Genomic DNA, 12,912 nt, shown 5'->3' on the forward strand with positions numbered 1-12,912 from the left:
CCCTACTCGTCGTCCTGCTGCATCTGCTGTTGCATCTGTTGCATCTGCTGTTGTTGGGCCTGCTGGGCCTTGGCCTCGAGGTCTTCGGTCTCCGCCTCGACCGCCTCGATCTCCTCTTCGAGCTCCGCGATCCGGTCGTCGAGGGTCTCCTTTTTTGTTTCGAGGGAGTCGACCGCGCCGTCGCTGTCGCGCTCGGCGGCGTAGCCGCCCCCGAGCGTGACGATGACCTCGTCTATGTCTTGGATCTCCGCGCGGACGTAGGCGTCCCCGCCGAGGGGGACCTGCACCGTCGACCCCGAATCGAGCGCCTCGATAGCCTCTATGGCCTCGTCGATCTCGCCTTGCTCCCCGCGGACGTTCTCGATCTCGTTTTCGATGGCCTCTTTTTCTTGTTCCAGGGCCTGCATCTGTTCTTGGATCTGTTGCATCGCGCCGCCACCGCCACCACCGAGGCTCATGCGTCCACCCCGTCGATGTCGATCTGGGTGCGCTTGAGGCCGTGTTGGGAGCCGAAGTTGGTGTAGACGCGCTCTTCGGCCACATCCGCGTTCGGCGCATCGACCGTGGTCTCGAACTCCTGTTCGCCGAAGCGGGCGGGATACCGTCCCCGTACCGTGAACTCGCTCATGTTATGAACACGTTGCGCAAGCCGGAAGTATCTTCCTAAGTATGCGATCGAGGGCACCCCGTCTCTCGGACCCGACGCCCGACTCAAGCCCGACGCCCGACTCAAGCCCGACGCCCGACTCGGATCCGACGCGCGAGTGCCTCGCCCGCAAGTGGCGCAGCGACGACGCCGGAGACGACCACGGCCATCCCCAGAAACGAGACGTACGGGGCGGTCTCGAGACCGTAGACGACGGCGAACAGCGCGGTGAAGACCAGCCCGACCGCGGTGGCCAAAGCCCCCCTGGCGGCCGTCGTCGGTCCGTGCGCCACCGCCTCGCCGACGATTCCCCACGTCAGCCGCGCGCCGAGCGCTCCGCCGAGCGCGAGCATCGTGTCGGTCGTGTAGCCGACTGCCCCCGCGACCAGCGCAGCCCCGAACGCGAGCAGCATCGCCCGCCCCGGTTTCGAGCCCCGGCCACAGAGCCGGTAGACGCCAAAGAGATACACCGCCCCGACCGCCAGGCCGGCGGCGATATCGACGAGGTAGTGCACGCCCAGGAGGACACGCGACAGCGACAACAGGACACACAGCGTCGCCGCGGCGGCGTAGCTCCGGCGGCTCCCGACCAACAGCCCGAGCCCGCCGTAGACGACCACCGCCGAGACCGCGTGCCCGCTGGGGAAGCCAAAGCCCGAGGCCGCCCCGACCTCGGTGTAGACGGGCAGCAGCGACGCGGGAACCGATTCGGCGGCCGCGGGGTCGGCGGCACCGGGGGGCCGCGGGAGCCCGAACAGCTCCTTGAGCGCCGTCGTCACGGCGAGACCGCCGAGCGCGAGCGCGACCGCGAAGGCCGCCCGGGGGCGCGACAACGACAGCGGTCCCGGGAGGGCGGTGCCGAACCAATACAGCAGACCGAGCAGGCCGAAAACGAACCACACGTCGCCCAACGCGGTGACGAGCGCCGCGAGGACGCGGATCGGGTCGGGGAGCCCGGCGGCGAACTCGACGCCGCCGATCCCGCGGCTCATCGGCTCTCGAATCGATCCTTTAGCCGCCCGGGCAGCCCCGCGACCGTCAGCGTCGTCCCGACGAAGAGCATCAGCGCGTACAGACCGAGCGTCGAGAGCCAGACCACGATCATCGCGAGGACGGCCCACCCGCCCGGGAGGAAATAGAACGCCCCGAGCGTCATCGCGGTGCCGTAGCCCAATACGAGATACGGTCCCCACCCGCGGGCCTTCCCGCGGCGGTTGCGCGCCCGGACGTATTTTTTGAGGTCGCGTTCTATCTCCTCGCGGTGGAGCGTCCGCTCGTCGACCCGGTCCTGGAAGCGGTCCAACTCGTCGTAGAGCTGTTCGAGGTCCTCGCGGAGGTCCTCGGCCGATGCGTCGTCGTCCGGTCGATCACGTGTCATGGTTCCCTCGAGTAGTGTGGTCGGCTGTGGCGTCGCCTGCGGCGCGACGCCGGTCCGTTCGTCGGCCCGCCCCGCCAATACGGCGTTGAAGACGGCACCCAACAGGAGGACGAGCCCCCCGAAGTACAGAAACGTCACGAGCAGGAGAACGCCGCCGACGACGCCGTACGCCTCGTAACTGCCCGCGAAGGCCGCGTAGATCCGAAACCCGGTCTGGAGGGCGGTCCACCCGACGGCGGCGAAAACCGCGCCGGGAAACGCTTCGCTCACGGAGAGGTCGATGCCCGGCAGAACGTAGTACAGCGGCAAAAAAACGACTGTGAGGCCGACGACGAGGCCGGCCGTCCCCGCGGCCCCGAGCACTCGCCCACCGCCGAGCGTCGCCCCGAGCCCGAGTCCGGCGATGGCCCCCCCGGCAACGACCGTCGCCGCGACGCCGACGCCGACCGCGCCGAGCGTGACGGCTGCGTTCCGGAGCTGCTCGAGCAGCGATCCCGAGCCGGGGTCGCCGTACACCGCCGAGAAGGCGATATCGAGGCCGCGAAAGAGCTTCAACCCCGACCAGACGAAGGCGGCCAGCCCGAAGACGGTCGCGCCGCCGCGTCCGGTCGCGCCGGCGAGGGCGTCCGAGAGCGCCCCGCCGGCCCCCTCTCCGAGCGCCCCCGAGACCTCGCCGACCAGCGCCGCGACGACCTCGGTGTCGCCCAGAAACGACGCGACGACGAGCGCGAGCAACAACAGCGGAATGAGCGAAATGAAGGCGTAGTACGCAATCCCCGCCGCGATGAACGTCACCCGGTCGGAGCGTGCGCCCGCGGCGACGCCGCGTGCAACCGTCGCCGTCCGGTGGACGTACCCAATCACGGCTCCGGGTACGAGGGTCGGCTACATATAATCGGCGGGAACGGGCGACGCGCGGCGATCGGCCGATCCCGGGGCGAATCGAACGCGGACACACAGGCTCCCGCGGCGCGGCGACGGGTGAGCGCCCGGTCGCTCCTCGGCTGCGGCTCACAGGACGTGTGCGCCCGCCAGCGAGAGCGAACACTGTTCGGCGTCGTAGCCTGCATCCGAGAGGCCGCTGCCGAGGGCGAACACCGTCTCGCCGAGCATCGCCATCGACGCCTCCCCGCCGGCCTCGGAGACGTCGCGGACGACCTCCGCTACCCGCGGCGTCAACAGCCCCGCTTCGCGGGCGAAGCGCCTGGAGGACTCCATGAACGTCTCGAGCGTCGGCTCGGCGACGAGCGCCGACAGCGCCCGGTCGCCGGCCGCGGTCAACTCGTCGGTGTCGCCGGCGATGATCTCCTCGGTGGGGAGTTCGCCGAAGCTACGGTACTCGAGTGGCCGACGCTGTGGGATGCCGTCCATCGCGCCGTGGGCAGGCGCACCGGGTTCGAGCCGGATCGGGACGCCGCCGCGGGCCTGCGCGACCACGTCACCGAGGCCGGTTCCCGCCTGGACCTCCGCGCCGTGGGCGATGGTGACGAGTTCGTTCTCCGAGAGCCCGCGGCCGAAGACGGCGTTCGTCGTCAGCGCAGTCCCGAGCGCCGCGGCCCCCGAGACGCCGAAGCCGGCCCCCAACGGCAGGTCGGTCTCGACGACGACGCGGGCGGTGGCACGGAGGGCGTCGAGCACCCGGTCGACGGCCTCGATCGCCGCCGCCTCGCCGTTGAGTTCGAGTCCCTCGCCGGGCTCGAGTTCGACCGTGACGCCGTCGCCGATGGCGAGGCCGCCACCGCGGGAGCCGGCCTTCGTCGGGTCGTCGTCCGGATGGGCGCTGAAAAACCCCGTCACGTGTCCGGGGACGAACGCGCGCGCCGAATCTGACATGCGATGGGCTGGGTGACGAACCCTAAAAAGTCTTCCAACTGACGGTGGCCGTCCTCGCCCCGACCGATCCGCCGTTGCCCGGCCGCGGCGTTCGTCCGCCCCGACCGGTCCGCCGTTCGGGGCCACTCGCCCCCGATTTCACGAGCGTACACGCCGTCGCCGGAATGATAAACGGTTTTGACCTGGGTGGCTGAAAGGTCCCGTAGTGAACGCCCGTGGCTGACCAGACACAGGACCCGGCTCCCGGGGGCGCGTTGCTCGTTCCCGTCGGCGAGTCGGTAACGCTGCGGAACACGGTCGCACACGCGGTGGCGACCGCCGCCGAGGACGGTCTCGAGGAGGTCCACTTCGTCGCGCCGGTCGCCCAGCACTTCGTCGGCGACGCCGACCGCCCGGCGCGGGAGGCCGTCCGCGCGCTCCTCGAACGCGTCTCTGTGTGGGCCGACGAGGACGCCCCCGAGGCCGCCCCGACGGTCCGCACGGCCGTCATCGGTACCGACGAGTACCTCTTCAGCCCGGACGACTACGCGGCGGTGCTCTCGGCATACGCCGCCGAGCACGGCATCGAGCGGATCGTCGTCGACCCCGAGTACAGCCCCGGCGGCAACGTCCCGTTGTTGCGGCCGATGGAGGTCGCGTTGGCCAAACGCGGCCTCGACGTCTCGGAGGCCCCCGCCAGCCGACCCGTCCGCCGCTCGCGGCTGTCCCGTCGCGGCGGCGCGCTCCAGTTCGGGTTGCTGTTCGGCGTCTCGTTTCTGTTCTATCACTTACTCGGCGGCTTCGCCGTCGTGACCGGCGACAGCTTCGATTTCTACTACGAACTCGCGACGAGTACGCTCGTCGCCGGCATCGTCGCCGGGTCGCTGTACACCGTCTCGCTGTCGGCGCAGACCCGTGTCCGGACGCTCGTCGCCCAAGCTATCCGGCTCGTGGTCTACGTCCCCTACCTGCTCTACGAGATCGTGAAGTCGAACGTCCTGATCACGCTGATCATCCTCCACCCCAAACTGCCGATCGAGCCCCGGATGACGCGGGTTCGGTCTGCGGTCTGGGGCGGTCCCGCGTTGACCACGCTGGCAAACAGCATCACGCTCACCCCGGGGACGCTCACCGTCAGGGCCGACGGCCAACGCCTCTACGTCCACGGCCTCTTCGCGAGCGCTCGCGACGGCGTCGCCGAGGGCGACCTGGAGCGTGCGGTCCGGTTCGTCTTCTACGGCCGCCGGGCCGCCGCGATCTCGAGCCCGGAGGAGCGCGGTGACTACGAGGAACTCCAGGGACCGGAGGCCGCCGCCGAGGCCGCCGAGGCCACGGGGACGACCGAGACGGGAGGTAACTCGGCGTGATCCCCGCCTCCTCGACGCTCTCGACGGCGTTTCTCGCGGCCGCGGCTGCCCTCGTGGCGCTCGCCATCGCCGTCCTCTATCGCGCCGTCAAGGGTCCGACCATGCAGGACCGCGTCATCGCGGTCAACGTCCTCGGGACGAACACCGTCGTCATCCTCGCACTCTTGGCGGTCGCCCTCGACAGCGAGTCGTTCCTCGACATCGCCTTGGTGTACGCGCTGTTGAACTTCCTTATGGCCGTCGCCATCTCGAAGTTCACTGTCAAACGAGGGGACGTCATATGACCGACGTCCGCCTCGGTGCCGTCTTGGTGTTGCTCGCCGGCGGGGTGTTCTTCACGTTCGTCTCCGCTGTCGGCGTGCTTCGTCTCCCCGACGTGTACACCCGCGCTCACACCGCCTCCCAGACCGACACGCTCGGCGCGGGCCTCGTCGTGGGGGCGGTCGTGCTCGCCTACGGCGTCGAGACCGAAGTCATCAAAGCGCTCCTGTTGCTCGTGTTCATTTTCATCACTAACCCGACGGCCGCCCACGCGGCGACCCGCGCGGCGTACGAGGAGGGAATCGAACCGTGGACCGAGGGGGACGAGAGACGATGAGTGCGGTCGGTCTCACCCTCGCGGCGTTCGTCCTCGTCACCGCCGTCGCCACCGCGCTGCTGCGCGACACGCTCGCGGTCATCATCGTCTTCGCCGCCTACAGCCTCGGGATGGCGCTTCTGTACACCCTGTTGCTCGCGCCGGACGTCGGCATCACCGAGGCCGCGATCGGGGCCGGCGTGACGACTATCCTGTTGCTCGTGACGATCACGAAGACGACGCGCCCGGGTGCCGAGGAGATCTTCGCGGGGATCAACTGGCCCGCTGCGACCGTCTCGGCCGGACTGGGGGTTGTCCTCCTCGCGATCAGCGGAGCGATCCCCGCGGAGAACTTCCTCGGCGGGACGACGCCCGTGACCGGCGCGGCGGGAACGCCCGGCGCGGGCGTCACCGGCCACTACCTCGCCGAGTCCTACCACCAGACCGGCGTCCACAACAGCGTCACCGCGGTACTCGCTTCCTACCGTGGCTTCGATACGTTCGGGGAGGCCGTGGTGGTCTTCGCCGCCGGCGTCGCGGTCGTCCTCGTCCTCCATCGGGGTGAGTTCCTGTGAGCGACACCGACGCTAATGCGGATACGGACGACGTAGCCTCCGACACCCCCGGTTTCGACGTCGAGTATGACCTCTCGGACGCGGACGTCGATCCGGACGCCGCCGACGTCGAGTTCGACCCCGTCCGCCCCTACACCGAAAGCGAGATCATTATGACCACGGTTCGGATCGTCACGCCTTTTGTGCTCACCTACGGGCTCTACTTGACCTTCCACGGCGCGAACTCGCCCGGCGGTGGCTTCCAGGGTGGCGCGCTCGTCGGCGTCGTCGTCCTCATGTTGGCGTTCGCGTTCGGCATCCAGCCGACCCGCGAGTGGGTCGGCAGCGGGTTGATGTCCGGCCTCGCAAGCGGCGGCGTCCTCGCCTTCGTCGGCGTCGGGCTCGGGACGCTCGCGCTGGGCGGGACGTTCCTCGAGTACGGGCGCTATGAGCCCTTCGTCGGCTCCGACGCGACGAAGTGGGGGATGGAGGCGATCGAGATCGGCGGCGTCTCCGCTATCGTCTCCGGGGTCATCATGGGGCTGTTTTTTCTCACCGCCGCTGGCTACGACAAATCCGGGGGTGAGGACGCGTGAGGCCCGACGCGGCGCTTTCAGAGACCGGTGTGCTCCTCGCCGAACGGACACTCCCGTTGGCCCTCGAGACCCTCTCGACGCGGTACGCATACGCGACGTTCGCGATCCTGTTCGCGATCGGGCTCTACATGATGATCGCAAGCCCCAATCTCGTCAAGAAGGTCATCGGGCTGAACCTCTTTCAGAGCGCGATCTTTCTGTTCTTCGTCGCGATGGCGTACGTCCGGGGCGGGTCGGTTCCCGTGATCCCGAGCGAGGGTGGCGCGGTCGGCGAGTATGCAAGCCCGCTCCCGCAGGTCATCGTGTTGACCGCCATCGTCGTCGGCGTCAGTCTCACCGCCGTCGCGCTGGCGCTCATCGTCCGGCTGTACACCGAGTACGGCACGCTCAACGAGGCGACCATCCGGGAGGTCATGGATGAGTAACCCCGAACTCGCGTTGCTCGTGGCGGTGCCGATCCTCGCGGCAACGCTGCCGATCGTCGGCGGCCTGAAGTTCGACTCGGTCGGCTGGCCCGTCGCCGCGCTGGCGGCACTCGTCGAGACCGCCCTCGCCGTCGTCGTCGCGCGACGGGTCGCCACGGAGGGTCGGTACGTCCACTCCCTCGGGAACTACCCCCGCGAGTACGGCATCGAGTTGGTCGCCGACGGCTTCTCGGCGGCCGTTGTCCTCCTGATCGCTATCGTGACGCTCGCCGTGTTGGTGTACGCCCGCCGCGGCGATCCCCGGAACAACCCCTTCTACACCGCCTACCTGCTTCTGTGTGGCGGGCTGATGGGGATCGGCCTGACCGGTGACGTGTTCAATATGTTCGTCTTCCTCGAGATCGTCGGCCTGGCGACCTACGCGCTGGTCGCGACCGACCGTTCGGGGCGTTCGGCGCTCGCGGCCCTGAAGTACCTCATCATCGGGACCGCGGGCGCGTCGATGTACCTCGTCGGCGTCGGCTTCGCGTTCGTTGCCACCGGCACGCTGAACATGGCGGCGCTGTCGACGGCGATCCCCGACACCGTCGGCTACACCGACCCGCTCGTCGTTGCCTCCTTCGCGTTCGTCGCGGTCGGCCTCTCGGTCAAGGCCGCCATCTTCCCGCTGCACACCTGGATGCCCGACGCCTACGCGGAGTCGCCCGACACCGTGACGGCATACATCTCCGCGCTCGTCTCGACGCTCGGGGCGTACGCGCTGGCGCGGCTCGTCTACTCGGTGTACACTCCCGCATTCTTCGAGGCGGTCCCGCTCGCGGGCGACGCCCTCGTGGCGTTCGCGACGACGAGCATCGTCGCCGGGTCGGTGCTGGCGGTGGTCCAGCCCGACGTCAAGCGAATGCTGGCGTACTCCTCGGTCGCGCAGTTCGGGATGATCGTCGCGGCGTTCGGCCTCGGGACCGAACAGGCCCTCCTCGGCGCCGTGATCCACCTCGTCGGCCACGGGCTCATGAAGGCGGGGCTGTTCCTCGCGGTCGGCGTCATCGCGAGCGCCTACGGTGTCCGGACCGTCCGGGAGTACGCCAACTTGGGATATCGATCGCCCGTGGCCGCCGCCGCGATGGGGCTGTCGCTGCTGGGGCTGGTCGGGATCCCGCCGTCGGTCGGCTTCCTCGGCAAGTGGTACATCGCCTGGGGGGCCATCGAGGCGGACGCGCCGGTCGTCGCCGGCGTGGTCCTCTTCAGCACGCTGTTGACGCTTCTGTACGCCGCCCGCCTGCTGGAGACGCTGTACTTCCGACCCCCAGAGGCCGTCGAGGGCGCGGTGCCGGCGGCCGACGCCCGGGTGCTCTCCGACGGCGGTGACGGGAGCGGGGCCGACTCGGCCGAAACGGGCGAGGCGACGGCGGCGGCTGACGGGTCGACGACGGGGACGGTCGAGACCCCCTCGGTCGAGGCTCGTCCCGTCCCGTTCGAGGCGGTGTTCGTCGTCGCCGCTCTCTCCGTCGCCGCGGTCGCGCTCGGCTTCGCTGCCCCGGTTTTCGAGAGCTTTCTCGACCCGTTCCTGGAGGCTGTACTATGATGGACAACTTCCCGCTGTATGCCGTGTTAGTATCGTTCGTCGGGATGTTCGGCATCCTCGCGGCGCATCGCCGCCCGAACGTCCGCGAGGCGGTCACGATCGCCGTCGCGCTCGCGAAGTTCGGGATCGTCGCCGCGATGGTACCGGGCGTTCTGGCGGGTGAGACGTACGTCTTCTCGGCCGGCGAGTTCGTCGCGGGCATCGAGTTCGTCCTGCGGGCGGACCCCCTCGGCATCCTCTTTGCCGCCCTCGCCAGCCTGCTTTGGATCGTCACCTCCCTGTACAGCATCGGCTACATGCGCGGCCTCGACGAGCACAGCCAGACCCGGTATTTCGCCTCGTTTGCGGCCTCGCTGTCGGCGACGATGGGGATCGCCTTCGCGGGCAACCTCGTGACGATCTTCGTCTTCTACGAGTTGCTCTCGGTCGCGACGTACCCCCTCGTCGCCCACGACGGGACCGACGAGGCGCGCTCGGCGGGCCGGAAGTACCTCGCGTATACGATGTTCGGCGGCGGCGTGTTGGTGCTCGCGGGGACGGTGTTGGTCTTTTTCCTCGCCGGGACGGTCACGTTCACGCCCGGCGGGATCGAGGGTCTCGCCGAGGTCGCGAACTCGAACGAGTCGGCGGTCCAACTCGCGTATCTGCTGCTCGCGGTCGGCTTCGGCGTCAAGGCCGGGCTTATGCCGCTACACCAGTGGCTCCCGACTGCGATGGTCGCACCGACGCCCGTCTCCGGGCTGCTTCACGCGGTCGCGGTCGTCAAATCCGGCGCGTTCGGGGTCGCCCGCGTGACGCTCGAGGTCTTCGGCCCCGAGGTTGCCTACCGGATCGGAATGGGTGTCGCGGTTTCCTCGCTCGCGGCGTTTACGCTGCTCGCGGCGTCGTTCATCGCGCTCCGGAAGGACCACCTCAAACAGCGCCTCGCGTACTCGACGGTCTCGCAGCTGTCCTACATCGTGCTGGGGCTTGGGATCTTCGGCCCCTACGGGCTGATCGGCGCGCTCTTGCACATCCCCGCCCACGCGTTCATGAAGCTCACGCTGTTCTTTTGTGCCGGCGCGGCCCACGTCGAGACCCACACCGACCACATCTCGGAGATGGCGGGGATCGGCAAGCGGATGCCGGTCGTTTTCGGCGCGTTCGCGCTCGCAGCCGCCGGAATGGCCGGCATCCCGCTGTTTGCCGGCTTCGTCTCGAAGTACTACATGGTCATCGGCGCGGTCGAGATGGGGTCGTTCGCGCCCGTGGGCTACTACCTGGCGGGTGCGCTGTTGGTCTCCGGCGTGCTCAACATCGCGTACTTCTGGCCGGTCGTCTACACGGCGTTCTTCGAGGCCGAGGCCGACCACGACGCCAAGCCGCTCGTCGACTACCGCCCCGGCGGCGAGCGGCGTTCGACGCTCGTCTCGATGGACGGTGGTGAGGCCCGAGGCGTTGAGGGTCGATCCTCGTCAGTCGGTTCTGACGGTGGTGAGGGCCGAGGCGTTGAGGGGCGATCCTCGTCAGTCGGTTCTGACGGTGGTGAGGCCCCGAGCGGTGAGGGTCGATCCTCGTCGGACGTCGCGTCCGACGGCGGCCGCCCCGTCGACGACGCCGACGACGCCGAGGCCGAGGACAGCGAGACTGGAACCGACGACGCCGACGTCGATGCCCAGGACCTCCGGCCGGACTTCTCGGGATCGCCCGGCGAACGCCGCGATTACAGCGAGCCCGCGCCGCTGGTCGACGGCGAGTACGCGGTCGACAAACACCCGAGCGATCACACGACGCCGGACGGGACCGACGACGCTGACGGCGCGGAGGCGGGCGAGTCGCCGGACGCCGTCGAGCACACCCACACCGACATCGACGACCACGACGCGAGTCACGAGGGGCCGCCGCCGGGCGGGTGGCGGCGGCTCTCGACCGCCGAAGCGCTCCGCGGCGAGGAGACGACGTGGTTCATGCTCGGGCCGATCCTGGCGGCCGTGACCGGTGCCATCCTCGTCGGGATCATCCCTTACGAACTCGGCTTCCTCGAGCTGATCGAGTTGATCGTCGAGGGCGCCCTCGCGGGCACGGAGGTGCCGGTATGATCGAGTCGATCCCGCCGTTCGTCTACGTCGCGTTGGCCGTCTTCGCCGTGGCGTTTCTCCCCCGCCTGCTCGGCCACGCCGTCGCTGCGCTCGCGACCGCCGGAATCGGAGTGCAGGCGCTTTTGTTGTCGAACGGGACCTACGCCGACACCCGGTTTTTGGGCTTCGACGTGGTCTTTCTCAACGTCGACGACCCCGCCCGCCTGGTCGCCGTCGCCGTCGCCACCCTCGCGACGGCGGCGGTCGTGTACGCCTACGAGACCGACGCCTCGCGGGTGATGACCGCCTTCGCGATGAGCTACGTCGCGGGCACCGCCGGCCTCGTCTTCGCGGGCGATTGGCTCTCGATGGTCTTCTTTTGGGAGCTGATGGCCGTCACGTCGACGCTTCTGGTGTGGCACCACGGCGGCGCGGCGGTCCGGGCGGGCTACCGCTACGCGCTGTATCACGGCACCGGTGGGTCGATCCTGTTGGCCGCCGTCGTCGTCCACTTCGTCAGCGAGGGGACGTTCCGCTACGCCGCTTCGGGGATCGCCGACGTCGCCGCCCCCCTCGCAGCCGTCGGGATCGGCATCAACTGCGGGTTCATCTTCCTGCACTCGTGGCTGCCCGATACCTACCCGCGCCCCCACGTCGCCGCGTCGGTGTTCCTGTCGGTGTTTACCACGAAGACCGCCGCCTACGTGATGTATCGGGCGTTCCCCGAGGGCGGCATGTGGCTTGCGTACCTCGGCGGCGCGATGGCGGTCTACGGCGCGTTCTTCGCGCTGTTGCAGTACGATCCCCGCCGACTGTTGTCGTATCACATCCAGGCGCAGGTCGGCTACATCCTCGCGGGGATCGGTCTCGGCACGCAGAAGGCCGTCGCCGGGGGACTCGCCCACCTGTTCAACAACATTCTTTATAAGGCGCTGTTGTTCATGGCGCTCGGTGTCGTCGTCTACCGCACCGGTGAGCAGAACATCAAGAAGCTGGGTGGCCTCTGGAACGTGATGCCGTTGACGTTCCTGGCGTACCTACTCGGCGCGGCGTCGATCACGGCCGTCCCCGGCACCAACGGGTTCGTCTCGAAGGGGATGATCCTCGATGAGGCCCACCACGTCCACAACCTCGAGGTGGGCCTCGAGGGGAGCCCGCTGTACGGCGACGTCCTCTGGTGGCTGCTCATCCTCGGCGCCATCGGGACGTTCATGTCGTTCATCAAACTGGGTTACTACGTCTTCTTTCACGGCGAGAACACCCACGAACCCGCCGACGCGACGCCCGGCCAGACCGTCGCGATGCTCGGCGTCGGCGGCTTCTGTCTGCTCTATGGGTTGGTGCCCGGACTGCTCTTCGAGTTGTTGCCCTTCACAGACACGCTCGTCGCTGAACTGCACCCCTACAGCACCGGCCACCTCGCCGAGGGGGCCGTCCTCCTGGTCGTCGGCTTCGCCGCCTTCTTCGGGCTGAAGGGGCCGATCACCCGGCTGGCGTGGCTGCCCGACGTCGACCGCGTCGTCTTCCCCGCGGGCTTCTATCTGAACCGCGGGGTCACGTGGGGCGTCACGGAGCTTTGGGCCGCCGTCGACCGGGCCGTGATGGCGACCGCCGGCGCGTCGATGCGCGTCGGGGGCGATCCGGGCGGCTACGCCTACCGCACCGCCGACCGGCTCCCCGGCGTCGACGTGGCGAAGCTGCCAGCCGGTGACGGAGCCGGGACGCTCCGGCTACAGGCGTCCTCGGGGGCCAGCGTGTTCCTGTTGACGCTGGCGCTGCTCGTCGGTCTCGCGGTGTTGGTGCTGTTGTGAGCAACGGTTATAGTAGACATCGCAACCATGTACACATCAATCGCACGGCGGCCGTGCGATCGAGTGTGTATTGTCTTCCGATCTGGCAGTGTTCAGATACGTCG

The 12,912-nt window shown here is 68.9% G+C and carries 14 protein-coding genes; 9 read left to right on the forward strand and 5 right to left on the reverse strand.

The features are described 5' to 3' along the window. Positions 1–2: 2 nt before the first annotated feature. From pfdA to NMLP_RS02215, 5 genes are all read right to left on the reverse strand, one after another. Complete coding sequence (pfdA, locus tag NMLP_RS02195; RefSeq protein ID WP_015408492.1) at positions 3–458, reverse strand: prefoldin subunit alpha; 456 nt, start codon at positions 456–458, stop codon at positions 3–5. Further along, the gene (rpl18a, locus tag NMLP_RS02200) at positions 455–628 is read right to left on the reverse strand and encodes a 50S ribosomal protein L18Ae (protein WP_015408493.1); all 174 of its coding nucleotides are present in this window, start codon (positions 626–628) and stop codon (positions 455–457) included. The genes pfdA and rpl18a overlap by 4 nt, the downstream gene beginning before the upstream one ends. A gap of 101 nt (positions 629–729) precedes the next feature. Further along, positions 730–1,638 (reverse strand): phosphatase PAP2 family protein, encoded by a 909-nt coding sequence (locus NMLP_RS02205; protein ID WP_015408494.1) that lies wholly within the window; start codon positions 1,636–1,638, stop codon positions 730–732. Next, the gene (locus tag NMLP_RS02210) at positions 1,635–2,888 is read right to left on the reverse strand and encodes a YihY/virulence factor BrkB family protein (protein ID WP_015408495.1); all 1,254 of its coding nucleotides are present in this window, start codon (positions 2,886–2,888) and stop codon (positions 1,635–1,637) included. Before NMLP_RS02210 ends, NMLP_RS02205 begins: the two co-directional genes overlap by 4 nt. Positions 2,889–3,035: 147 nt before the next feature. After that, a complete protein-coding gene (locus NMLP_RS02215) occupies positions 3,036–3,857 on the reverse strand; it encodes a pantoate kinase (RefSeq protein WP_015408496.1) in 822 nt (273 codons plus the stop codon). Positions 3,858–4,072: 215 nt separating this feature from the next. Between NMLP_RS02215 and NMLP_RS02220 the strand changes: the two genes are divergently transcribed. From NMLP_RS02220 to NMLP_RS02260, 9 genes are read left to right on the forward strand one after another with little or no spacing between them, the layout of a single operon-like run. Beyond that, entirely contained in the window at positions 4,073–5,203 is a 1,131-nt protein-coding gene (locus NMLP_RS02220) for a monovalent cation/H+ antiporter subunit E (RefSeq protein ID WP_015408497.1), read from the forward strand. Then, entirely contained in the window at positions 5,200–5,487 is a 288-nt protein-coding gene (locus NMLP_RS02225; protein WP_015408498.1) for a cation:proton antiporter, read from the forward strand. The genes NMLP_RS02220 and NMLP_RS02225 overlap by 4 nt, the downstream gene beginning before the upstream one ends. Then, positions 5,484–5,801: a monovalent cation/H(+) antiporter subunit G gene (gene mnhG, locus NMLP_RS02230; protein WP_015408499.1), complete on the forward strand. Its 318-nt coding sequence runs from the start codon at positions 5,484–5,486 to the stop codon at positions 5,799–5,801. Before NMLP_RS02225 ends, mnhG begins: the two co-directional genes overlap by 4 nt. Then, a complete protein-coding gene (locus tag NMLP_RS02235) occupies positions 5,798–6,355 on the forward strand; it encodes a DUF4040 domain-containing protein (RefSeq protein ID WP_015408500.1) in 558 nt (185 codons plus the stop codon). The genes mnhG and NMLP_RS02235 overlap by 4 nt, the downstream gene beginning before the upstream one ends. Next, the gene (locus NMLP_RS02240; RefSeq protein ID WP_015408501.1) at positions 6,352–6,930 is read left to right on the forward strand and encodes an MnhB domain-containing protein; all 579 of its coding nucleotides are present in this window, start codon (positions 6,352–6,354) and stop codon (positions 6,928–6,930) included. Before NMLP_RS02235 ends, NMLP_RS02240 begins: the two co-directional genes overlap by 4 nt. Beyond that, a complete protein-coding gene (locus tag NMLP_RS02245) occupies positions 6,927–7,355 on the forward strand; it encodes a cation:proton antiporter subunit C (RefSeq protein ID WP_015408502.1) in 429 nt (142 codons plus the stop codon). Before NMLP_RS02240 ends, NMLP_RS02245 begins: the two co-directional genes overlap by 4 nt. Continuing rightward, positions 7,348–8,940: a monovalent cation/H+ antiporter subunit D family protein gene (locus NMLP_RS02250; RefSeq protein ID WP_015408503.1), complete on the forward strand. Its 1,593-nt coding sequence runs from the start codon at positions 7,348–7,350 to the stop codon at positions 8,938–8,940. Before NMLP_RS02245 ends, NMLP_RS02250 begins: the two co-directional genes overlap by 8 nt. Then, on the forward strand, positions 8,937–11,018 hold the full coding sequence (locus NMLP_RS02255; protein ID WP_015408504.1) for a proton-conducting transporter transmembrane domain-containing protein: 2,082 nt from the start codon (positions 8,937–8,939) through the stop codon (positions 11,016–11,018). Before NMLP_RS02250 ends, NMLP_RS02255 begins: the two co-directional genes overlap by 4 nt. After that, positions 11,015–12,808 carry a Na(+)/H(+) antiporter subunit D gene (locus tag NMLP_RS02260; protein ID WP_015408505.1) on the forward strand — a complete coding sequence of 598 codons (1,794 nt, stop codon included), beginning with the start codon at positions 11,015–11,017 and terminating at the stop codon, positions 12,806–12,808. Before NMLP_RS02255 ends, NMLP_RS02260 begins: the two co-directional genes overlap by 4 nt. Positions 12,809–12,912: the final 104 nt, after the last annotated feature.

Origin of the sequence: Natronomonas moolapensis 8.8.11 (genome assembly GCF_000591055.1) — an archaeon.
Lineage (GTDB): Archaea > Halobacteriota > Halobacteria > Halobacteriales > Haloarculaceae > Natronomonas > Natronomonas moolapensis.

What these genes read in the sequence shown, in the direction of transcription:
- pfdA (WP_015408492.1), bottom strand. Translation starts at nt 458, where the DNA reads ATGAGCCTCGGTGGTGGCGGTGGCGGCGCGATGCAACAGATCCAAGAA.
- rpl18a (WP_015408493.1), bottom strand. Translation starts at nt 628, where the DNA reads ATGAGCGAGTTCACGGTACGGGGACGGTATCCCGCCCGCTTCGGCGAA.
- NMLP_RS02205 (WP_015408494.1), bottom strand. Translation starts at nt 1,638, where the DNA reads ATGAGCCGCGGGATCGGCGGCGTCGAGTTCGCCGCCGGGCTCCCCGAC.
- NMLP_RS02215 (WP_015408496.1), bottom strand. Translation starts at nt 3,857, where the DNA reads ATGTCAGATTCGGCGCGCGCGTTCGTCCCCGGACACGTGACGGGGTTT.
- mnhG (WP_015408499.1), top strand. Translation starts at nt 5,484, where the DNA reads ATGACCGACGTCCGCCTCGGTGCCGTCTTGGTGTTGCTCGCCGGCGGG.
- NMLP_RS02235 (WP_015408500.1), top strand. Translation starts at nt 5,798, where the DNA reads ATGAGTGCGGTCGGTCTCACCCTCGCGGCGTTCGTCCTCGTCACCGCC.
- NMLP_RS02250 (WP_015408503.1), top strand. Translation starts at nt 7,348, where the DNA reads ATGAGTAACCCCGAACTCGCGTTGCTCGTGGCGGTGCCGATCCTCGCG.
- NMLP_RS02255 (WP_015408504.1), top strand. Translation starts at nt 8,937, where the DNA reads ATGATGGACAACTTCCCGCTGTATGCCGTGTTAGTATCGTTCGTCGGG.
- NMLP_RS02260 (WP_015408505.1), top strand. Translation starts at nt 11,015, where the DNA reads ATGATCGAGTCGATCCCGCCGTTCGTCTACGTCGCGTTGGCCGTCTTC.